Annotated in this window: 21 protein-coding genes; 15 read left to right on the forward strand and 6 right to left on the reverse strand. The window is 48.4% G+C overall.

Going from position 1 to position 20,264, the window contains the following annotated elements:
• Positions 1–19 precede the first annotated feature (19 nt).
• The 3 genes from NYE36_RS01445 (at position 20) to NYE36_RS01455 (ending at position 1,996) form a co-directional block, all read left to right on the forward strand.
• Complete coding sequence (locus NYE36_RS01445) at positions 20–958, forward strand: ring-cleaving dioxygenase (protein ID WP_064115788.1); 939 nt, start codon at positions 20–22, stop codon at positions 956–958.
• A gap of 130 nt (positions 959–1,088) precedes the next feature.
• Positions 1,089–1,478 carry a DoxX family protein gene (locus NYE36_RS01450; RefSeq protein WP_015239089.1) on the forward strand — a complete coding sequence of 130 codons (390 nt, stop codon included), beginning with the start codon at positions 1,089–1,091 and terminating at the stop codon, positions 1,476–1,478.
• Between the two features lie 179 nt (positions 1,479–1,657).
• Positions 1,658–1,996 (forward strand): thioredoxin family protein, encoded by a 339-nt coding sequence (locus NYE36_RS01455; protein WP_007409022.1) that lies wholly within the window; start codon positions 1,658–1,660, stop codon positions 1,994–1,996.
• 63 nt (positions 1,997–2,059) lie between these two features.
• Here the strand turns inward: NYE36_RS01455 and NYE36_RS01460 are convergent, their stop codons facing one another.
• Positions 2,060–2,443, reverse strand: a complete 384-nt coding sequence (locus tag NYE36_RS01460; protein ID WP_003156684.1) for a DUF2512 family protein — start codon at positions 2,441–2,443, stop codon at positions 2,060–2,062.
• Between the two features lie 153 nt (positions 2,444–2,596).
• On the opposite strand from NYE36_RS01460, the gene NYE36_RS01465 reads away from it, so the two are divergent.
• From NYE36_RS01465 to tatC, 4 genes are all read left to right on the forward strand, one after another.
• Complete coding sequence (locus tag NYE36_RS01465) at positions 2,597–3,025, forward strand: cell wall hydrolase (RefSeq protein WP_015416732.1); 429 nt, start codon at positions 2,597–2,599, stop codon at positions 3,023–3,025.
• A 263-nt stretch (positions 3,026–3,288) separates the two neighbouring features.
• Positions 3,289–5,040 carry an alkaline phosphatase gene (locus NYE36_RS01470; protein WP_064115790.1) on the forward strand — a complete coding sequence of 584 codons (1,752 nt, stop codon included), beginning with the start codon at positions 3,289–3,291 and terminating at the stop codon, positions 5,038–5,040.
• 12 nt (positions 5,041–5,052) lie between these two features.
• Positions 5,053–5,250: a twin-arginine translocase TatA/TatE family subunit gene (locus tag NYE36_RS01475; RefSeq protein WP_003156681.1), complete on the forward strand. Its 198-nt coding sequence runs from the start codon at positions 5,053–5,055 to the stop codon at positions 5,248–5,250.
• 61 nt (positions 5,251–5,311) lie between these two features.
• Complete coding sequence (gene tatC / locus NYE36_RS01480; RefSeq protein WP_039062529.1) at positions 5,312–6,037, forward strand: twin-arginine translocase subunit TatC; 726 nt, start codon at positions 5,312–5,314, stop codon at positions 6,035–6,037.
• Here tatC and pcp read toward each other — a convergent pair.
• Positions 6,034–6,681: a pyroglutamyl-peptidase I gene (gene pcp / locus NYE36_RS01485; protein ID WP_094032894.1), complete on the reverse strand. Its 648-nt coding sequence runs from the start codon at positions 6,679–6,681 to the stop codon at positions 6,034–6,036. The two genes, tatC and pcp, sit on opposite strands and share 4 nt — an antisense overlap.
• Before the next feature lie 71 nt (positions 6,682–6,752).
• Here pcp and NYE36_RS01490 point away from each other — a divergent pair, with 71 nt between their 5' ends.
• Positions 6,753–7,880 (forward strand): aminotransferase class V-fold PLP-dependent enzyme, encoded by a 1,128-nt coding sequence (locus NYE36_RS01490; RefSeq protein WP_094032895.1) that lies wholly within the window; start codon positions 6,753–6,755, stop codon positions 7,878–7,880.
• 36 nt (positions 7,881–7,916) lie between these two features.
• Here NYE36_RS01490 and lmr(B) read toward each other — a convergent pair whose 3' ends face one another.
• Positions 7,917–9,356 carry a lincomycin efflux MFS transporter Lmr(B) gene (lmr(B), locus tag NYE36_RS01495; RefSeq protein ID WP_094032896.1) on the reverse strand — a complete coding sequence of 480 codons (1,440 nt, stop codon included), beginning with the start codon at positions 9,354–9,356 and terminating at the stop codon, positions 7,917–7,919.
• A 36-nt stretch (positions 9,357–9,392) separates the two neighbouring features.
• Positions 9,393–9,959 (reverse strand): TetR/AcrR family transcriptional regulator, encoded by a 567-nt coding sequence (locus NYE36_RS01500; RefSeq protein ID WP_007409030.1) that lies wholly within the window; start codon positions 9,957–9,959, stop codon positions 9,393–9,395.
• 177 nt (positions 9,960–10,136) lie between these two features.
• Between NYE36_RS01500 and NYE36_RS01505 the strand changes: the two genes are divergently transcribed.
• The 4 genes from NYE36_RS01505 (at position 10,137) to NYE36_RS01520 (ending at position 14,362) form a co-directional block, all read left to right on the forward strand.
• Positions 10,137–11,252 carry a type II asparaginase gene (locus NYE36_RS01505; RefSeq protein WP_011996274.1) on the forward strand — a complete coding sequence of 372 codons (1,116 nt, stop codon included), beginning with the start codon at positions 10,137–10,139 and terminating at the stop codon, positions 11,250–11,252.
• A gap of 195 nt (positions 11,253–11,447) precedes the next feature.
• A complete protein-coding gene (locus tag NYE36_RS01510) occupies positions 11,448–12,092 on the forward strand; it encodes a triacylglycerol lipase (RefSeq protein ID WP_007409033.1) in 645 nt (214 codons plus the stop codon).
• A gap of 136 nt (positions 12,093–12,228) precedes the next feature.
• Complete coding sequence (locus NYE36_RS01515; protein WP_015416739.1) at positions 12,229–13,299, forward strand: helix-turn-helix domain-containing protein; 1,071 nt, start codon at positions 12,229–12,231, stop codon at positions 13,297–13,299.
• Between the two features lie 130 nt (positions 13,300–13,429).
• Positions 13,430–14,362, forward strand: coding sequence for an aldo/keto reductase (locus NYE36_RS01520; protein WP_039062535.1), 933 nt, complete (start codon positions 13,430–13,432; stop codon positions 14,360–14,362).
• Positions 14,363–14,405: 43 nt separating this feature from the next.
• On the opposite strand, the gene NYE36_RS01525 is transcribed toward NYE36_RS01520, so the two are convergent.
• Positions 14,406–15,401 carry a DUF5105 domain-containing protein gene (locus NYE36_RS01525; protein WP_015416740.1) on the reverse strand — a complete coding sequence of 332 codons (996 nt, stop codon included), beginning with the start codon at positions 15,399–15,401 and terminating at the stop codon, positions 14,406–14,408.
• A 126-nt stretch (positions 15,402–15,527) separates the two neighbouring features.
• Here NYE36_RS01525 and NYE36_RS01530 point away from each other — a divergent pair, with 126 nt between their 5' ends.
• The gene (locus NYE36_RS01530) at positions 15,528–16,928 is read left to right on the forward strand and encodes a YcdB/YcdC domain-containing protein (protein ID WP_094032897.1); all 1,401 of its coding nucleotides are present in this window, start codon (positions 15,528–15,530) and stop codon (positions 16,926–16,928) included.
• 200 nt (positions 16,929–17,128) lie between these two features.
• Positions 17,129–18,487, forward strand: a complete 1,359-nt coding sequence (locus tag NYE36_RS01535) for a YcdB/YcdC domain-containing protein (protein ID WP_094032898.1) — start codon at positions 17,129–17,131, stop codon at positions 18,485–18,487.
• On the opposite strand, the gene NYE36_RS01540 is transcribed toward NYE36_RS01535, so the two are convergent.
• A complete protein-coding gene (locus tag NYE36_RS01540; RefSeq protein WP_064115796.1) occupies positions 18,484–18,987 on the reverse strand; it encodes a M15 family metallopeptidase in 504 nt (167 codons plus the stop codon). The genes NYE36_RS01535 and NYE36_RS01540 overlap by 4 nt on opposite strands.
• 109 nt (positions 18,988–19,096) lie before the next feature.
• Between NYE36_RS01540 and NYE36_RS01545 the strand changes: the two genes are divergently transcribed.
• Entirely contained in the window at positions 19,097–20,218 is a 1,122-nt protein-coding gene (locus NYE36_RS01545; protein ID WP_061861129.1) for a Rap family tetratricopeptide repeat protein, read from the forward strand.
• Positions 20,219–20,264 lie beyond the last annotated feature (46 nt).

A 20,264-nucleotide genomic window follows, 5' to 3' on the forward strand; every position in this document is an offset into this window, starting at 1 on the left:
TGTAAAGGAGCAAATAAAAATGGCGAAAAAAACGATGGGCATCCATCATATTACGGCAATTGTCGGTCACCCTCAAGAGAATGCTGATTTCTACGCTGGAGTGCTGGGGCTGCGATTGGTTAAGCAAACGGTCAATTTTGATGATCCGGGTACGTATCACCTTTATTTTGGGGATGAAGGCGGGAAGCCGGGAACAATCATCACATTCTTTCCGTGGGCGGGCGCCCGCCAAGGCATCATTGGAGACGGACAGGTTGGCGTGACATCTTACGCCGTGCCGAAGGGTGCCGTGGCGTTTTGGGAAAAGAGACTTGAAAAGTTCAACATTCCATACACAAAAATCGAGCGTTTTGGAGAACAATATATAGAATTTGATGACCCGCACGGTCTGCACTTGGAAATCGTGGAAAGAGAAGAAGGAGAAGCCAATACATGGACGTTCGGAGATGTAACCCCGGATGTTGCCATTAAAGGCTTTGGCGGTGCGACCCTGTTATCAGCACAGCCTGAAAAAACAGGTAAACTGCTAGAAAACATCATGGGGCTTGAGCGAGTCGGTAAAGAAGGAGACTTCGTTCGTTATCGTTCTGCCGGTGATATCGGAAATGTGATTGACCTTAAGTTAACGCCTATCGGCCGCGGGCAAATGGGGGTCGGCACGGTCCATCACATCGCTTGGCGGGCTCAGGATGACGAAGATCAATTAGATTGGCAGAGGTTCATTGCTGCGCACGGATATGGTGTGACTCCTGTTCAGGATAGAAACTATTTTAATGCGGTTTACTTCAGAGAACACGGGGAAATCTTATTTGAGATCGCAACTGATCCGCCGGGCTTTGCCCATGATGAGTCACAAGAAACAATGGGCGGAAAACTGATGCTCCCTGAGCAGTATGAACCGCACCGGGCACAAATTGAACAAGGGCTGCTGCCGTTTGAAGTGAGAGAATTAGATTGATTGATAGATGAACGTGAAGCATGAAGAAAAATAAAAAGACATACATTTAACAGATGTTTGCTGGAAGTGACTGTTGGTAAACAGCTGCCTTGCAGACATCATATAATATGAAAAATAAGGAGAGATAAAAATGGAAGATGCAGGACTATTACTTATTCGAATCATAATTGGTGTGGTGTTTCTGTTTTATGGATCACAAAAATTATTCGGCTGGTTTGGCGGATACGGAATTAAAGGAACCGGACAATGGTTCGAGTCAATTGGAGTTAAACCAGGCAATGCCGCGGCCGCTTTATCAGGTCTCGGGGAACTCGCAAGCGGAATTCTATTTATTTTAGGTGTTTTCCTCCCGCTCGGAGCTGCTATTATAACGATTATTATGTTAGGTGCCATCGTAAAAGTCCATGGAGCGAAAGGATTTGCCAACGGTGCCGGCGGTTTTGAATATAACTTGGTGCTGATTGCAGTCTCCATCGGAGTTGCACTCATCGGTTCAGGGGCGTACGCTCTGCATTTTTAATATAAGTATCTAAGAACAGTAACTGAAAAGCGGTAACTGTTCTTTTATTTTTCAAGCACAACGTTCAGGTGCTCTGAATAGCAAAAAAGCGGATATGTTCAATATAAATGTGTATAGTGAATGTACGAGTATTGATGAGCTTGGTCATAAAAGACGAGCCGATTTGGAGGAGGGTTTTGATGAAAGAGATGGCAGAATTACATTCATTAGATTCTATCGAGAATTTTATTAAACAGCATCAATTCAGTTTTATCTACATTTCAAGACCCGCCTGTACAGTATGTCACGCTGTTCTGCCGCAGCTCAGAAAAGTATTGGATCAGTTTCCGAATATCAAATTGGGGCATATCAATGCTGACGAGGTAGAAGAGGTGGCCGGCAGATTTTCAGTCTTCACTGTTCCCGTGCTTCTTTTGTTCATTGATGGGACTGAGTTTCTGAGAGAAGCCCGCTTTGTTCATTTTGAACAGCTCGAAGAAAGGCTGAAAAGGGTTTATCAGTTATATCAAGATGTATAAAGCGTTTATACTTTACAAATAAAAAGCCCCCTTTAAAGGGGCTTTTATCCGGCCTTTTTTACGTTATTCGGACCGGGGTTCTAAAAAACGGGACCCGCCCAAGTCTTTTCTCATCAGATAGATATGGAAAAAATATTCTCCGACGGCGATGATGACGGCGGAAATAAGAGCGGCAAACGCCAGTCTTCCTCCGGAAATGCCCATGGACAGCGGCATTCCCATCAGCCAGACAACAAGAAACGCGATTCCGAAATCAGCGGACGCCGCCGTGATATTATTCCATCTCGGAAGCACGTACAGGTCGCCCGTAAAGTAGGAAACGGCTCCCAGCACAATGGTCATCAGCAGCACGTCGCCGAATGTAAAGCGAAAACCTAAGCCGAGTATCAGATACAGAATAATGATGGTCATAATGCCTTTAATGGCAAGCGCTTTAATGTGTTCCATGCGAATTCCTCCTTATGGAAATCATGTTAGTATGTTTCCTCATAACGTGAAATATAAACCCTTTTTTCGTGAACATTTGTTTTCTGGCTTTTGTCTGTCATCACTGGGCCGCGGCTGAATATGATGAAGGGAGAAAATACGGGAGGTGTCATGATGGCAGTCGTAAAAGCGTCGAGCGCCGATCTGGATCTAATGGCAAGGCTGCTCAGGGCGGAAGCGGAAGGCGAAGGGAAGCAGGGAATGCTTTTGGTCGGCAATGTGGGAATCAATCGGGTGCGGGCGAATTGTTCTGATTTTAAAGGCCTGCGCACCATCAGGCAGATGGTGTTTCAGCCGCACGCGTTTGAAGCGGTGACTCACGGATACTTTTACCAGAGACCGCGTGAATCCGAGCGGAGGCTTGCCCGCCGGACGATTAACGGAGAACGGTTTTGGCCGGCTAAATTCAGCCTGTGGTATTTTAAGCCTCCGGGCAACTGCCCGCAGACTTGGTATGGCCAGCCATTTGTCGCCAGATTCAAATCCCACTGCTTCTATCAGCCGACAGGTGAGACGTGCGAAAACGTGTACAATACATTTTAATCCCGGGCGCACCGTTCTGAGAATGAACGGTGTTTTTTTAATTTTTTGTGAAGAAAAATAGGAAAAAAGTGCGCTTGACGGATGACAAGCCAAAAACAAACAGAGGGGGTTTTCTCCCGGCGGGGCAAGGTTTGTCGAAACAATGTGAAAAATGTCTCCCGCCGTCCATTTTTCAGCCTTACAAACCCTTCACACTTCTTCATAGCGGTTTAACATTTCTTTTTTATAATAAGGGCGATCAATGAGACGAAAGGGGAACTGACATGACACATGACGGCCGTTTAGATGAATGGATCAAGGAATTGGAGAACAAAAGCTTTCAGAACAATACGTTTGACCGCCGCGCATTTATACAGGGCGCCGGGAAAATCGCCGGTCTTTCCCTCGGGTTAGCGATCGCGCAATCCATCGGCGCGTTTGAAGTGAATGCCGCTCCGAAATTTTCAAACTATCCGTTCACCCTCGGCGTAGCCTCCGGCGACCCGCTGTCTGACAGCGTCATTCTTTGGACGCGTCTTGCCCCTGACCCGCTGAATGGGGGCGGCATGCCGAAGCAGGCCGTGCCGGTAAAATGGGAAATCGCCGCTGATGAACATTTTCGTCACATCGTCAAACGCGGAACGGCAATGGCCAAGCCGAATCTCGGACACTCCGTCCATGTCGAGGCGGACGGGCTTAAGCCCAATAAAGTGTACTATTACCGGTTTAAAAGCGGGCATGAGCTCAGTCCCGTCGGCCGGACGAAAACGCTGCCCGCTCCCGGTGCTGACGTATCCGCCATGACGTTTGCATTTGCTTCATGCCAGCAGTATGAACACGGCTATTATACGGCGTATAAACATATGGCGAAGGAAAAGCTTGATCTCGTGTTCCATCTCGGAGATTACATTTATGAATACGGACCGAACGAATATGTGTCAAAAACGGGAAATGTCAGGACGCACAGCAGCGCTGAAGTGTATACACTGTCAGATTACCGCAACCGTCATGCCCAATACCGCTCTGATGCCAATCTGAAAGCCGCCCACGCCGCATTTCCGTGGGTCGTGACGTGGGACGATCATGAGGTGGAAAACAATTATGCCAATATTATCCCTGAAAAAGGCCAATCTGTTGAAGCGTTTGTGCTCAGGAGGGCCGCAGCTTATCAGGCTTATTATGAACACATGCCGCTCAGGCGCATGTCATTGCCGAACGGTCCTGATATGCGACTGTACAGGCAATTTCCTTATGGCAATTTAGCATCGTTCAATGTGCTTGATACAAGACAGTACAGAGATGATCAGGCCAACGGCGACGGGAATAAGCCGCCTTCTGATGAGTGGAGAGATCCGAAGCGTACATTGATGGGGACAGAACAGGAGCAATGGCTCTTCGGAAATTTAGCCGCCTCAAAAGCGAAGTGGAATGTGCTGGCGCAGCAAATCTTTTTCGCGCAATGGAATTTCGGAACAACCGCCAATCCGATATACAGCATGGATTCATGGGACGGCTACCCGGCTCAGCGGGAGCGGGTCATCAATTTTATAAAAAGCAAAAACCTGAACAATGTCATCGTGCTGACGGGTGATGTTCACGCAAGCTGGGCGTCAAACCTGCATACCGATTTTAATCAAACGAATTCAAAGATTTTCGGAGCCGAATTCGTCGGAACTTCCATTACATCTGGAGGAAACGGAGCGGATAAACGGGCCGATACGGATCAGATCTTAAAACAAAACCCGCATATTAAGTTTTTCAACGATTACCGCGGCTATGTCCGCTGTACGGTGACCCCTGCCCAATGGAGAGCGGATTACAGAGTGGTGCCGTACGTGACGGAGCCGGGGGCTGAGGTATCCACGCGGGCCTCATTCATTTATCAGAAAGACCAGACGGGGATTCGGAAGGTCTCTCAAGCTGCGGTTGCAGGCGGTGTAAAGCAGTCAAACGAGGTGGAAGAGGATCGTTTCTTCGCCCATAACAATGCGCATGAAAAGCAAATGAGAAAGAAACGGGCCAAAATCTCACAATAAGGAGGCACACTCATGTTTTCAAATATCGGCATTCCCGGGTTGATCCTGATCTTCGTCATCGCTCTCATCATTTTCGGGCCTTCAAAGCTTCCGGAAATCGGCCGTGCCGCCGGCCGCACGCTGCTTGAATTTAAAAGCGCCGCAAAAACACTGGTCTCAAATGAAGAGCCGGACAAGCAGACGGCTGAGAAAGACAAAACGGCAGGCTGAATCCTGACATGGGGGCAGACGAATCCGCTTCTGCCTCTTTCTCTATAAGGAGGATGTACGATTGGATAAAAAAGAAACCCACTTGATCGGGCATTTAGAGGAAGTCCGGCAGCGTCTCATAAAAACCGTTATCGCCTTTCTCGTGTTTTTTATCGGCGCCTGCTGGTTTGTGCAGGATATTTATGACTGGCTGATCAAGGATTTGGATGGCAGGCTGGCCGTTTTAGGGCCGAGCGAGATTTTATGGGTGTATATGATGATTGCGGGAATATGCGCCCTTACGGCAGCGATTCCGGTTGCCGCTTTTCAGCTCTGGCGTTTTACGGCGCCGGCTTTGACCCCGTTTGAACGCCGCGCCGCTTTGCTTTACATTCCGGGGCTTTCGGTTTTGTTTATCATCGGAATTTCCTTCGGGTATTTTGTGCTGTTTCCGATTGTGCTCGGATTTTTAACACAATTATCCGCCGGCCATTTTGACATGGTATTTACGGCGGACAAGTATTTTACCTTTATGCTGAATCTTACATTGCCGTTCGGATTTTTGTTTGAAATGCCTCTGGCCGTCATGTTTCTGACACGGCTCGGAATCGTGAATCCAACCCGGCTGGCAAAGGCGCGGAAGCTTTCGTATTTTGTGCTGATCGTCGTCTCGGTGCTGATTACGCCTCCGGATTTTATGTCTGACTTTCTCGTCATGATTCCGCTGCTCGTCCTCTATGAAATCAGTGTGACGCTGTCCCGCATCGTTTACCGGAAGAAATGGGCCGAGGCGGCGTCTGCAGCTTAGTGAAGTTCGCCTCCGCCGGTCTCAATATCGTCCTCATGCGCCGCGGCGGTCACCGCGGCGATTTTGAGCGCTTTTGTCACGAGATCCAGGCTGAGGCTCGGCGCAGACTTTTGCAAGGTTTGCTCCGGGATGTACGGGATGTGTATAAACCCGCCGCGGATGTGCGGATGGCGGCAGGCGATTTCATCCATCAGGCCGTAAAAGAGGTGATTGCATACAAACGTCCCCGCCGTGTAGGATACAGCCGCGGGAATGCCTTCCTTTTTGATTTCCTCAACGATCCGTTTGATCGGAAGGCCGGTCCAATAGGCCGCGGGACCGTCTTGAGAAATGTTTTCCTCGACAGGCTGGTTTCCTTCGTTATCCGGTATGCGCGCCTCATTAAGATTGATCGCGACCCGTTCCGGCGTGATCTGCATTCTGCCGCCTGCCTGTCCGACACAGATGATAATGTCAGGCTGATGCTTTTTGATCGCCTCGCGCAGTACGGCAAGAGACTTATAAAAAACGGTCGGCACTTGTTCAGATACGATAGAGGCAGGGCCCTCAGCGGCACCATTCAGCCGTTTGACCGCTTCCCATGAAGGATTGACCGTTTCCCCGCCGAAGGGGTCAAAGCCTGTCAGCAATACTTTTTTCTCCATATAAAACCCTCCTTTTCTTTTTACCATACTCTATAATGGACATATATTCCTGCCGAAGGGGGAAACACGTCTTGAACTCGCCTCTGGTGCAATACCGATCTTTATTTCCGGCGCTCCGCACACATACGATGCTCGCCAGCTGCTCTCAAAGCGCTCTTGCCCTGCCGGTTTCAAAAGCGATCAATGACTATCAGGAAAGCCTGCTTCAGCATGGCGGAAACTGGGAAGAAGCCATTGGACGAACGGAGCAGGCAAGGTGTGAATTTGCGAAATTGATCGGCGCCCATCCTGAAGAAATCGCCGTTTTACCTTCAGTAACGGCTGCTGTCTCTGCCGTCGTTTCTGCTTTGCCGGATTGCCGAAAGAAACAGGCGGTGTATACGGAATTGGATTTTCCGGCGATCGCCCACATTTTGAAGGCACAGACTGAGATGGAGCTTTCAGTCGTGCCATCTGAAGACGGAATGATCCCGTTAGAGCGGTATGAGACGTACATATCGGAACAGACGCTTTTCACCTGTGTGCCCCATGTGTCATATACGTCCGGTTTTGTCCAGGATATGAAGCGCATTGCCGAGATATCCGCAAAGAAGGGATCGCTTCTTTTTGTCGATGCTTATCAATCGGCGGGGCACATCCCGATTGATGTAAAAGAATGGGGAGTTGATATGCTGGCCGCGGGTGCGAGAAAGTATATGCTCGGCATACCGGGAACGGCGTTTCTTTATGTCAGAAAGGAACTTGCCGAACGGCTGAAGCCGAAAGTCACCGGGTGGTTCGGGCAGCAGCGGGCGTCGATGCTGGATTTAACCCGTTTTTCTTATGCGGACGGAGCCAAACGCTTTGAGACCGGAACCCCGGCATTTATCAGCATATATGCGGCACAGGCGGCTTTATCTCTAGTAAACGATGCCGGCACAGACCGCATTCACCAAGAAGTAAAAAAACTCAGTGCATTTGCGTATGAATACGCTTCTGAAAAAGGACTGAATCTCACAGGGCCGCCGTCTGCCGATGACAGACCCGGCATGATTTCCATACGGGATGAAAAAGCGGCGGAAACGGCTGCGCTGTTGAGACGGAAAAACATCGTATGCGCACCCAGCGGACAAATCATCCGGCTGGCGCCTCATTTCTATAACACGGCTGACGATCTGATCTATGCGATTGATGAACTGGCTGAAGCGCGCGGTATATAAAAAAACAGCAGACTCACGGGGAGCCTGCTGTTTTTCTTATGAGTGATTCACTTTGACCCGTTTCATAAAGAAAGCGCTGATCAAGCCGATAACGGCGACAATCATCGCGAAGATAAAGGCGTGCTGGACGCCCGCAATCAGCGCGTGAGAGTATGCGGAAGGATCATTCGGGTTTTTCGCGGTGCTCATATAATCCTTCTGGCCGGCAGCCATGATGCTGACCGCCACCGCAGTGCCGATTGCGCCGGCCATCTGCTGGAGCGTATTCATAATGGCCGTTCCGTCCGGATAAAATTCCGGCGGCAGCTGGTTTAAGCCATTCGTTTGCGCCGGCATCATGATCATGGAAATGCCGATCATCAGGCATGTGTGGAGCACGACGATGAGAATGGCCGTTGAAGTGCCGGTAATGTTTGAGAAAAACCAAAGTACGGCGGCCGTGATGACAAACCCGGGAATGACAAGCCACTTCGGTCCGTATTTGTCAAACAGGCGCCCCGTCACCGGAGACATAAAGCCGTTTAAAATACCGCCCGGCAGCAGGATGAGTCCGGACGTAAACGCCGTCAGCATCAGTCCGCTTTGTAAATACATAGGCAATAGAAGCATTGTTGATAAGATAACCATCATACAGATAAATACAATCACGACACCGAGAACAAACATCGGATAGCGGAAAGCGCGCAGATTCATCATCGGCTGCTTCATTGTCAGCTGCCTGATGGAAAATAAGATGAGCGCGATCGCACCGACAGTGAGCGAACCGATAACCGTCGGGCTTGACCAGCCGTCTGATCCTTCGCCCGCATTGCTGAATCCGAATACGATGCCGCCAAACCCGATCGTAGACAGAATAATGGAAAGCACGTCAATTTTCGGTTTTGTAATGTCAGACACGTTCTGCATGTAGGCGATGCCGAATAAAAGAGCCAACACAAGAAACGGCAGAGAAATCCAGAAAATCCAATGCCAGTTCAAATGCTCTAACACAAGCCCTGAAAATGTCGGACCGATCGCAGGAGCGAACATGATGACAAGCCCGATCGTCCCCATCGCCGCTCCGCGTTTATGCGGCGGAAAGATGACGAGGATTGTATTAAACATCAGCGGCAGCAGCAGCCCGGTTCCTAAAGCCTGCACGATTCTCGCCGCCAAAAGAAACGGAAAGCTCGGCGCAAGCGCTGCAATCAGCGTGCCGATAATGGAAAAAGCGAGTGAAACGATAAACAGCTGTCTCGTCGTAAACCATTGCAAAAGCAGACCCGATACCGGGACAAGAATACCGAGAACGAGCAGATAGCCCGTCGTCAGCCACTGGACGGTCGCAGGAGTGATATGTAACTCCTTCATCAGGTCAGTCAGGGCGATATTCAGCGCCGTTTCACTGAACATGCCGATAAACCCTGCCGTCAGTAAAGAAATCATGATCGGCATGACTTTATATTGTTTGGAAGGCTGAGCGTTTTCCAAAATCATTCTCCTCTCTTTCTATACGTACATGTCTCTCGTATTTTATGTCTTCAGCAGGTTGGGGATTTGTTTAGAAATATGGAGGATCGGCATTTTGTCTTTTTTGGCTAAGGACACAATGATGCCGCCTTCTATCATGGCATTTAAAACAGTGCTGATTTCCGCCGCTTTCTCATCAGAAAAACCGGCTGATCTCAATTTGCCCGCGAACAGATTCTCCCATTCCTGATAAGCGCTTTGACAGGCCTGCTGGAGCTTTTCGCTCTTTAAAGCAGTCTCGGCAGCCAGTAAACCGACAGGAAACCCTTCAAAGTTCTCCGGACATGTGAATTGGCTTGATAAGTCCTGTAAAAACGCTTGAATGCTTTCCGCAGGATCAGGATGGGCATCAAGGCTTTCTTTTATTTTCATACGGATATAATGGCTCATTTCATTGACAGCCTCAATGGCGAGCTGCTCTTTGCCGTCCGGAAAATGATAGTAAAGAGAACCTTTCGGCGCACCGCTTTCTTTAATAATCTGATTCAGCCCCGTGCCGTAATATCCCTGAAGCTGAAACAGCCTGGTTGCCGCGGCGAGGATTTTTTCACGAGAATCTCCATAGCTCATAATGTTCCCACCTTACTGATTTTTGACAAATTTAAAATATAGTGACTGGTCTATTATCTTGATTTCACATGACGGTGTCAAGGTTTTTTAACGGTTATTTTCTTCGGGAGGTTGCCTGACAAGCGCGTTGACCGGTGAGAGGAAAATCTTCATAAATAAAGAAAAGGAGAGAAAAGAATGAAAAAACAATTCATGCCCTTTATTACATTTATCACGGCTCTGCTCTTCATCGCGGCCGGCTGCTCCCAATCTCCTCAAGCGAAAGAAACACCGCCCCGGATGGCAGCCGCAGCCCCAGCGAAAAAAGACGGACTTCCGAATGTTAAAATTCTTGCCACCGGCGGCACAATTGCAGGCGCTGCTCCTTCAAAGACGTCCGCTACGGAGTACACGGCGGGGGCAATCGGAGTTGATGCCCTGATTCAGGCCGTTCCGGAGATAAAAGAGGTCGCGCATGTGAGCGGAGAACAGGTTGTGAATATCGGCAGCCAGAATATGAATAACGAGACACTGCTGAAACTTGCAAAACGGGTAAACAAGCTGCTCAAGTCTGATGATACAGACGGCATTGTCATTACACATGGAACAGACACACTTGAGGAAACCGCCTACTTTCTCAATCTGACGGTCAAAAGTGACAAGCCCGTTGTTGTCGCCGGGTCAATGAGGCCGTCCACTGCGATCGGAGCAGACGGGCCGTCCAACTTATATAACGCTGTAAAAACAGCGGCTGCGCCTGATGCGAAAGGTAAGGGGACGCTTGTCGTATTAAATGACAGAATCGCTTCGGCGCGCTATGTGACAAAAACCAATACAACCGCGGCAGACACATTCAAATCGGAAGAGATGGGTTATATCGGAACAATTGCTGATGACATCTATTTTAATAACATCATGACCCGAAAGCATACGAAGGATACAGATTTCAAGATAGACAAACTTGATAAACTGCCGCAAGTCGATATTATATACGGCTATCAAAATGACGGAAGCTATCTCTTTGAAGCTGCCGTAAAATCAGGGGCGCAAGGCATTATTTTTGCAGGCCCGGGAAACGGCTCAATGTCTGATGCGGCGCAAAAAGGCGCCGTAAAGTCGGTCAAAAGCGGGCTGGCGGTCGTCCGCTCCACAAGGACGGGAAACGGAACGGTAACACCTAATCGAGAGTATGAAAAAGACCATTTGACAGCTTCAAACTCTCTCAACCCTCAAAAAGCGCGGATTCTGCTGATGCTCGCGCTGACAAAAACGCATGACCCTAAGCGGATTCAAACCTATTTCAATGAGTACTAGGAGAAGAGAACCGGGTGTTCTCTCCTTTTTTTGTTTGCCGTATTAAAGTATAAGTGTGCTTTCGGGAAAGGGGCGTCTTTCTCATTTTTCCGCCTCTTTTTCAATTGTTGAAAACAGTAAAAAATACTCTATTTTTTCCTTTTCTTCTCTAATAAAATGAAAATTGCAAAAAATTACATAACAGGAGGAAAGTTCATGAAACAAATCAAAAGCAAAATCCTAGCGATCCTTACAGTCTGCATGCTCTCCGTCATTTCCGTATTTGCCTTCCAGCCGACCGTATCGAAAGCCTCCTCAGAGCATAACCCGGTTGTCATGGTCCACGGAATCGGCGGGGCGTCCTTTAACTTCGCGGGAATCAAAACGTACTTGGCATCCCAAGGCTGGTCAAGAAATGAGATGTACGCCATTGATTTTCTGGACAAAACCGGAAACAACAGACACAATGCACCGAGACTGTCCAATTACGTGAAAAAAGTGCTCAGCGAAACAGGTGCGAAAAAAGTCGATATCGTCGCGCACAGCATGGGCGGCGCCAACACGCTCTATTACATTAAAAATCTTGACGGCGGAGACAAAATCGCAAACGTCGTCACACTCGGCGGAGCGAACGGCCTTGTGACCAACCGGGCGCTTCCGGGGACTGATCCGAACCAAAAGATTTTATATACATCGATTTACAGCTCAGCGGACTTAATCGTCCTGAACCCGCTGTCACGGCTGATCGGCGGGAAAAACGTGCAGATTCACGGTGTCGGACACATCGGACTTTTGATGAACAGCCAAGTAAACGGGCTGATTAAAGAAGGTCTGAACGGCGGCGGACAAAATACAAATTAACAGTTTCAAAGCCCCGGAGAATGAGAATATCCCGGGGTCTTTTTTTCTTCCATATTCTTTTTTCGCCGTAAACCAAGCCCTCTGAAGTTATTTTTGTTAAAATAATAAAGTTATATCAGAATTCGGAGGGTTTATTGTGGGAAAAGTGAAAAGAAATGCCCCTTGCCCATGCGGCAGCGGGAAGAAATATAAAAAATGCTGCGGAAGCAAAGAAGCTGCCATTCCGGCAGACATCGCGGCAAAAGAAGCGAAACAGATTCAGGAAAGCCTAATGGAGTACGCCTTTACAGCACATAGAGACGGCATATCATCATTTATTAACCAGCACGCGTTCATTACGGAGCTGGACAGACAGACAAAAGACATCGGAGTCTTCAACCTCGGCATCTGGGGAATTTTCTTCCGTCCGCTGGCAGGCGGCAAGACGATTTTTGAAGAATATCTTCAGAAAAAAGCCGGCGGCATCAACCGCCCGAAAACACGGGAAATCGTTGAATCATGGAAAAGCATGACACCTGCCGTTATGGTGCTTGAAGATGTGAAAGAAGGAATGATTCACTTTGAAGATGTGATGACGAAAAAACAATTCAAAGTGGAAATGGACGTCAGCCAGCAGGATCTTCCGCCGGCGGGAAGCCTGATTCTCGGCTATCCGATCCACGAAGCGGAAAAAGCGGAGTTCTTCATGCAATTTACGATCTTCCCTGTGAAGCGGACCGAAGCTCTAATCAGCAAAGTGAAAAAGGCGGCTGCCCCGGCTCTTGCGGAAGGAAAATCGCCTGAGCGCTTTATGCAGGACAACTTCGACATTGTGCTGGCCGCTCTTTTAGGAACGGCGGAAGAGCCTGAGCAGGCTGCTGAAGAAAAACAGACAGAGTGGGCCAACGACATGGAGAAGGAAACGGCAGACGCCATTGAAAAAGGCCTGAGCGGGGATGAATACCCGGCTGAGCTGGTTCCGGCCGTTATTGATCTGTGGAAAACGTTCTGTGTCAAAAAAACACCGACGATCAGAAAGCCTGAAGCTTTCGCGGCGGCGGTCGAATATTACGTAAACAGCATTTCTCTGAACGGCGCGTCCGTTTCTCAAGCGAAGCTGGCGAAGAAGTACGGCGTCAGCGCCTCAACGATTTCCAGCCGCTATAAGGAAATCGAGGGTGCTCTCACGGATGAAGCCGAACGCTTCGCCGCAGCTCTGACATCTTAATACACAGCCAAAAAAACCTTGAAGGGCAAACGCTTTTCAAGGTTTTTTCTGTAGATAGGCTCTCAGGCAGGATAATTCTTACCGTCTATCTAATACTAAACAGAGCGATAAAAAGAAGGGAGCCTGAGCCATGGATGAGACACGTACGCTGGGCAGGACGGATTTACGGGTAAAGCGTATCGGTTTTGGCGCAAATGCGGTCGGAGGACATAATCTGTTTCCGAATCTTAATGATGAAACGGGAAAAGAACTCATCCGCACAGCATTGGACGGCGGCGTCAATTTTATTGATACGGCGTTTATATACGGTTTGGGGCGTTCCGAAGAGTTAATCGGTGAAGTTGTCGCAGAGCGCGGCGTGCGGGACAGCCTCGTGATTGCGTCAAAAGGCGCGCATAAAGAAGTCAACGGACAAATCGAGCTGGACAACAGCCGTGAATTTCTCCGGAGTGAGGCGGAAAACAGCCTGAAGCGGCTGAAAACAGACGTGATTGATTTGTATTACGTCCACTTCCCTGACGGCAAAACACCGCTCTCCGAAGTGGCGGGCACGCTAAAAGAACTGAAGGACGAAGGGAAAATCAGAGCAATCGGCGCGTCCAATCTCAGCTTCCGGCAATTGCAGGAGTTTAACGCCGATGGCTATTTAGAGGTTTTTCAATCGGAATATTCACTGATTCAGCGTGAGGCGGAGCATGATCTGCTGCCTTATTGTGAAAAGAACGGCATTTCCTTTATTCCTTATTTTCCGCTTGCTTCCGGCTTGCTGACGGGAAAGTTTACAAAAGACACAGTCTTTGAGGACAGCCGAAAGAACAGGCCGCCGTTTCAGGGAGAAGCTTTTCACCAAAATCTGGAGCGAGTGGATAAGCTTCGGGCCGTTGCGGAGGAAAAAGGGGCGCAGACAGCGCATATCGCACTCGCATGGCTTCTGTCGCAGCCGGCGGTGGATGCGATCATTCCCGGAGCCAAACGCCCCGACCAGCTGAAACACAATCTGGACGCGCTTCATGTGCAGTTAACCGAGGATGAGGTTCAATATATCAGTGACATCTTTAAGTGAAAATAAAAAAAGGAAATAGCCTGCGCTATTTCCTTTCTTGTTGTCAGGACGTTTTCAAAAACGCTTCTGTCAATCCTTCCAGATCGGCGTCTGTATCCAGATACCACTGGCCGCGGGCGTTTTTCTTCATCTCAATTTCTCTTGTAACAGAAGAAGAAGCCGGTTTCAGGCGCATAAACTCTTCCGGATAGACAGAAAGCAGGTGGCTGACAATTTCGTTTTCATCAGCATCAGGGTGCTTTCCGGCATAGTCTTGCACGCGGTCTTGCAGCTGGCCCGCAAGCGGAGACATATCAAGCGGCGTCACTTTTGCTTCAAGGACGGCTTTTTTGCCTGACATGGATTTGGTATGCACCTTGAGCTCTGTGTTATCCCGAAGCGCTGATGACATGGCGTCAATAATAGCGGAAATGGCTTTTGAATCCGCCTGTTCTTGTGAAATGCCTGCAGAAGCGATAAAGCTGGCTTTCGCCGATTCCTGATATGCGGCGGCCGTCATTTTTTCATTTACACCGGTCAGGCGGGTGAAATCTTTATTGTGCTTGCCGTACAGCATCACATCAATGTATGCGGATAATGCGTCCGCCGGGTCAGGTTTTGCGTTGGAGGCTGTGCCTTTGACTTTCAGTTTATAAGATAAAGGCTTCGCGTCTTTTGCCTGCGGCTGATATACCAATTCATAGGATTTGCCTTCGTCAGCCGTGAAGTACAGATTGCCCGTCACTGTCTTACCGGCATGAAGCGTGCCGCTCTGCATCAAGTCTTCCTTATCGGCCTTGGCTGTTTTCGCGTCATCCTGATAAAGTGAGAAGTCGCTGCTTTTGACGGTAAGCGGGTCTTTGCCCGTATTTTTGACGGTGACCGTTACTTTCAGCGCGGCCGGATGTTCAGTATCGTCTGAAGCGGCCCATGCCGTCTCTTTTATTTTCACTTTCGCCGTGCTGCTTTCCTGGCCGCCGCTCGTTTCGCTGCTGCATGCGGCGGTAAATGCCGTGAGAAGCAGAATGAAAAACACGGCGCTCATTTTTTTGATGGACATCTGGTTTACCCCCTGTTGTTAATGATTAATTCGATAGTCATGAAGACAGACAGGTTAATTATACTAGTTTTGTATAAAAGAGTCTTGGTAATCATCAATCTTTTTGGAAGAAAAGGAAGTGTTATGATGAATAAAGAAGAATTGAAACAGCTGGCTCTCCGAATCGGAAACGTACCTGCCCGCTACGAGAGTAATGTGGAAGAATACCAGGAAGATGAGGTTCTGTTTTGGTGGGAAGATAAGAATGATCCGCAAGCCGGCATCATGGTCGAATTAGACCGGGAAGGAAAACTGAAATACTTATCCCGTCCGGCTTTCCAGACTGATCTGCCGGCTCTTTCGGAATCGGACATAGAAGAACGGATGCGGGCGTTTTTAGAAACCCATCGTCCGGGGGCATTGGCTGAGTTTGAACCGGAAAAAAACGGACCCGCAAATGATGGCGATGTGAGATATTCCTATGTTCAGATGGCTGACGGTCTGCCGCTTCCGCTGACCGGGTTTTACATCGACCTGGCTGTGACAGGGGAAGTAACCGGCTTTTCTTACCATGGGAAGGCCGATGATCTGTTAAGACCGGAGACAATTGCGGACAAGCGGGAAGCATTGGCTCACTTTGTCAAACATATTGAAGCAGAGCTGTTGTTCACCGTCCTGCATCAGTCCGTCTATGTGCAGGGGGATGACAAGCCCCATCTCGTCTATGAAATCGTGTCTCCGACGCGGCCGATATCGGCCGACCTGAAGGAAGAGAATGCAGAATTAGACGAATATGAAGAGCTGGAAGACGGCACGCGGCCGTATGTCCCGATTTCACGCCCTGCACCTGAAGCGGAAAAGATGAGCATCAATGACATGATCGGGCTGCACGACGGTTTTTATAAAGAGAGGGAAAGCGATCTTGGAGAGGGCTGTATCGGCATTGCCTGGCGTCCTGAAAAAACAAAATCCGTGCGGGAAGATAAAAGCTTTGAAAGTCTGTTTAAAGAACGGAATGAACACGTATTGAAAACAAGATATGATAAAGAATCGGGCCGGCTCACCGGGGTGATGTCATTTATAAAAGTTGAAGGTGAATCGGTGTTTTCCGAGGAAGAATGCCATCACATGGCCATCCGCTTTTTATTCGCCATGTTTCCGGAAGCGGATCAGTATTTCCGGGTTCAATATGATGAACCGGATGATGAAGGAGAAAACGTGGGACTTACATATAAGGCTTGTTCGGGCGGCGTTGATTTGCGATTCGGAGAGGGAAGAATCTGTGTCAGCAAAAAGACGGGTCTTGTCACTTTTTATATGCCGCCGGAAATTGATCCGAAAGAGCTTCAGGAAATCGATCCCGTTCCTTCATTGACAATGGAAGAGGCGAAGGACGCGATCCGCCGGGCCATCAAAGCAGAGCTCGCTTGGGACCATTGTTACGATGACGGCAGCTGCGGAAAAGTGTACAGGCTCGTATACAAGCCGGTTTTCCCGCGGTTTATTGAGGCTCATACGGGAGAAGCGATCACGAGTTTAATAGGCTGAAGGTCATGGGCGTCCGTCCCGGGGCTTTCACGGGGAATGTGACATTTGTATGAAAAAGTGCCGCTCAGAATACGGCTCTTTTCCCTCTTTGCTAAAAATAGACACATAAAAGGCACTTTCTTCCCTTTAAAAGGATAAGGACGTTTTTATATAATAAAAAACAGTTCTTTTTTATACACTCTTCTGAAAGGATGACCCCATTGCTGAAAGAACATCTAAGAAAAAAAGCGCTGGATATCGGGAACATACCGCCGCACTATGAGCTTGAAATAGAAGATTATGATGAAAAACAAAAAATGAGAGCCTATTATATATGGAAAGATCGTAACCATCCGGATAAAACGGTCACGATTGAGCTGGGCGACGACGGATCTTTGCTTACCTATTCACGCAACGACTGCCCGGGTTCAGACATGAAGCTGTCAGACGCCGAATTAAAGCTGACGGCTCTTCGGTTTGCGGCGAGACACCGCCCGCTTACTTTTATGAATTTCATCTTTCAGGCGAGGGAAGAACGCAATGGGTGCATCCGATTTATCTATACAAAAAAAGTGCTCGGCCGGCCGCTTCCCGATTCAGGTTTTTTCGTTGATGTAACCAGGAGCGGCTTCGTCGTGCAGTTTATCTATTACGGGGATAAGGGTGAAGCGCCCGTCCCGGAAACATTCGTCGATCGGGAAAAAGTCGTCTCGCATTACATGAGTGTGCTGACATTCAGTCTCGTCTATGATGTGGTCAATTTTGAGAAAATACCGCGTCTCGTCTATGAACCGATTCTGCCGGCTTACAGCTATCCGGCCGGTGAAGATGATATCGTGCCGGATCAGCAGCTTTGCGAAGACAGGAATGAGCCGGCAAAACCGCTTCCCGCGTTTGAACATAAACGGGAAATCAGCCTGGATGAATTAATGGGGTTTACCTCGGATATGGTTCAGACGCGCCGGCGCGATCTCGGGGATGAGATCGGAACGACATGGCGGAAAGGGTCGGTTCCGGAACGGAAAGATTTGAGTATCGAAAGCTATTTTGAAAGCAGCAACAAAAATACAATGAAGATGAAAACGGACAAAAAGACAGGGAAAATGACAGCCTTTAAATCTTTTATTGAGCATCAGGGCCCGGCCTTTTATTCTGCGGAAGAGTGTGAGGCCGTCGCGCTTCAATTTTTATACAAACTTTATCCGAGAGCGGACGAGTTTTTTAAAATGAACCCGGTGAAAACGGACGGAAGGGGCAGGTTCCGCTTCCATTTTTCCATATGGCATCAGGATATTCCGCTGCGGTTCGGCGCTGCGAGAATACTTGTCAGTCCCGTAACGGGGCTTGTGGAAGCTTACATGGCGCCTGACATTGACCCGGAGCAGCTGGAGAAGATCAATCCGGTCCCGGCCGTTACTCCCGAAGAAGCAAAGGCCGCTTTTTTATCCGATTTCCATCTGCGGCTGGAGTGGCAGCGCGATTTTACGCCGTCCGGCAATGAAGGATATAAGCTTGTGTACAGGCCTGTCTATCCTCCGTACATTGATGCGCAAAAGCGAAAAAAGAAAAGGTTTTATTAGCCAGGGATCATTTGTAAATGAGGATAATCTTTAAAGCCTCTCCAATCGCCTCCCCAATCAAAACCGAGCGTTTTGGCAATCGATACGACCTCAAGCCAATCGGGCGTGCCGTTTCGGTTTCCGTCGTACGTCATATCCCAAATTAGGCTTCCATCCTTTTTTTGCAGGGCGAAGTCGATCGCAAGGCCGTAATTGTGGTAAGATTCCCCGCCTTTTGCGTAGGTGACGATATTTCCTTTTTTTGAACGTCCTTGACGGTACAATTCGTTTTGTTCCTCAATTGATCTGAAACCCTCTGTGATAACGACGGTGATGCCTTTTTTCAGAGCGGCCGTCTGCAATAGCTCCGCATTCTGTTTCACGAGCGGATGAAGAGCGCTTGGAATGGCTCTGTCTTGTAATGCCGTCTGCGGCCTCAATTCTTTCTGCACATAGGAAAAACATAGGTCTGCGGAAAAGAAGAGGATCAAAAGCAGCGCAATTCTGAATGGTCGTTTCATGGTGAATTCTCTCTTTCTTTAATTGATTAAAATCTTTGTTTGCTCACTGCCATAAATTTGCTATGATAAAATATAACATAATTAGTAGCCGGAGGAAGGAGGCAAATCTATGAAATCCAAGATTCCATCTGAAGAAGTGGCCGTAAAGATGAATGAATGGTATAAGCTGATCCGCGCGTTTGAAGCCGATCAAGCTGAAGCGCTGAAGCGGGAGATTCAATATGAACTCGAAGATATGGAAGAGAACCAGGATTTATTGTTGTATTTTTCATTGATGGAATTTCGGCACCGCATCATGCTGGATAAATTAAAACCCATGAAAGACGGCGACTGCCAGCCTCCGTTCTCTGAAATGCTCACTGAGATTGAGATGAACCAGCAAAAGCTGACCGGCTTACTGGAATATTATTTTTACTATTTCAGGGGAATGTATGAATTTAAGCAGAAAAACTTCATCTCAGCGATTTCTCATTATAAGCGGGCTGAGGAAAAGCTTGAATATGTGGAAGATGACATAGAGAAAGCCGAGTTTCTGTATAAAATTTCTGAGGTGTACTATCATATCAAGCAGACTTTCTTTTCGATGAATTACGCGGGGCAGGCGCTTGATATTTACAAGAAATATGAATTATACGGAATGAGAAGGGTGCAGTGCAAATTTATCATTGCCGGAAATCTGATGGACGCCCAGCAGCATAAAAAAGCGCTGGAATACCTCAAATGCGCCTTGGAACACGCGGAGCGGCTTGATGATCAATATATGATTGCTGCGGCCTATTATAATATCGGGCACTGTATGTACAGTCTGGGTGATTTTTGCAAGGCGGCGGAGGATTTTGAACGGGCGGCTGCCGGATTTGAAGCACACAGCTTCCGGCAGGTCATCCAGGCTGTTTTTTCACTCACGCATATCTACTTTAAAACGGAAAAATACAGTGAAGCCGCCGCCAGCTGCGCGCGGGGCATGAGAAGCGCGGCGGAGTGGGAAGATGAGATCTATATGACGAAATTCCGTCTGATTAAAGAGCTTTATCAGGGGGAAGGCGGACAGGATTCGCTCAAAGAGTATTTTGACATTCTGGAATCAAAAGAGCTGTTGGCTGACACAGAGGAACTGCTTCAGGACGCGGCTCATTTCTTTCATCAACGGGAGAACTACAAAGCGGCATCTTATTTTTTCAGCAGGCTTGTCGGCGTGCAAAAAAGGCTGCAAATGAACAACTACGCATAATGAAAAAAAGAACGAGGGAGCTTCGGTTTCATCGTTCTTTTTATGA

Source organism: Bacillus sp. FSL R5-0593 (assembly GCF_038603755.1).
GTDB classification, from domain to species: domain Bacteria; phylum Bacillota; class Bacilli; order Bacillales; family Bacillaceae; genus Bacillus; species Bacillus velezensis.

Coding starts and splice junctions, on each gene's coding strand:
- NYE36_RS01445 (WP_064115788.1), top strand. CDS start 20: ATGGCGAAAAAAACGATGGGCATCCATCATATTACGGCAATTGTCGGT.
- NYE36_RS01450 (WP_015239089.1), top strand. CDS start 1,089: ATGGAAGATGCAGGACTATTACTTATTCGAATCATAATTGGTGTGGTG.
- NYE36_RS01455 (WP_007409022.1), top strand. CDS start 1,658: ATGAAAGAGATGGCAGAATTACATTCATTAGATTCTATCGAGAATTTT.
- NYE36_RS01460 (WP_003156684.1), bottom strand. CDS start 2,443: ATGGAACACATTAAAGCGCTTGCCATTAAAGGCATTATGACCATCATT.
- NYE36_RS01465 (WP_015416732.1), top strand. CDS start 2,597: ATGGCAGTCGTAAAAGCGTCGAGCGCCGATCTGGATCTAATGGCAAGG.
- NYE36_RS01470 (WP_064115790.1), top strand. CDS start 3,289: ATGACACATGACGGCCGTTTAGATGAATGGATCAAGGAATTGGAGAAC.
- NYE36_RS01475 (WP_003156681.1), top strand. CDS start 5,053: ATGTTTTCAAATATCGGCATTCCCGGGTTGATCCTGATCTTCGTCATC.
- pcp (WP_094032894.1), bottom strand. CDS start 6,681: ATGGAGAAAAAAGTATTGCTGACAGGCTTTGACCCCTTCGGCGGGGAA.
- NYE36_RS01500 (WP_007409030.1), bottom strand. CDS start 9,959: ATGAGCTATGGAGATTCTCGTGAAAAAATCCTCGCCGCGGCAACCAGG.
- NYE36_RS01505 (WP_011996274.1), top strand. CDS start 10,137: ATGAAAAAACAATTCATGCCCTTTATTACATTTATCACGGCTCTGCTC.
- NYE36_RS01510 (WP_007409033.1), top strand. CDS start 11,448: ATGAAACAAATCAAAAGCAAAATCCTAGCGATCCTTACAGTCTGCATG.
- NYE36_RS01520 (WP_039062535.1), top strand. CDS start 13,430: ATGGATGAGACACGTACGCTGGGCAGGACGGATTTACGGGTAAAGCGT.
- NYE36_RS01525 (WP_015416740.1), bottom strand. CDS start 15,401: ATGTCCATCAAAAAAATGAGCGCCGTGTTTTTCATTCTGCTTCTCACG.
- NYE36_RS01530 (WP_094032897.1), top strand. CDS start 15,528: ATGAATAAAGAAGAATTGAAACAGCTGGCTCTCCGAATCGGAAACGTA.
- NYE36_RS01540 (WP_064115796.1), bottom strand. CDS start 18,987: ATGAAACGACCATTCAGAATTGCGCTGCTTTTGATCCTCTTCTTTTCC.
- NYE36_RS01545 (WP_061861129.1), top strand. CDS start 19,097: ATGAAATCCAAGATTCCATCTGAAGAAGTGGCCGTAAAGATGAATGAA.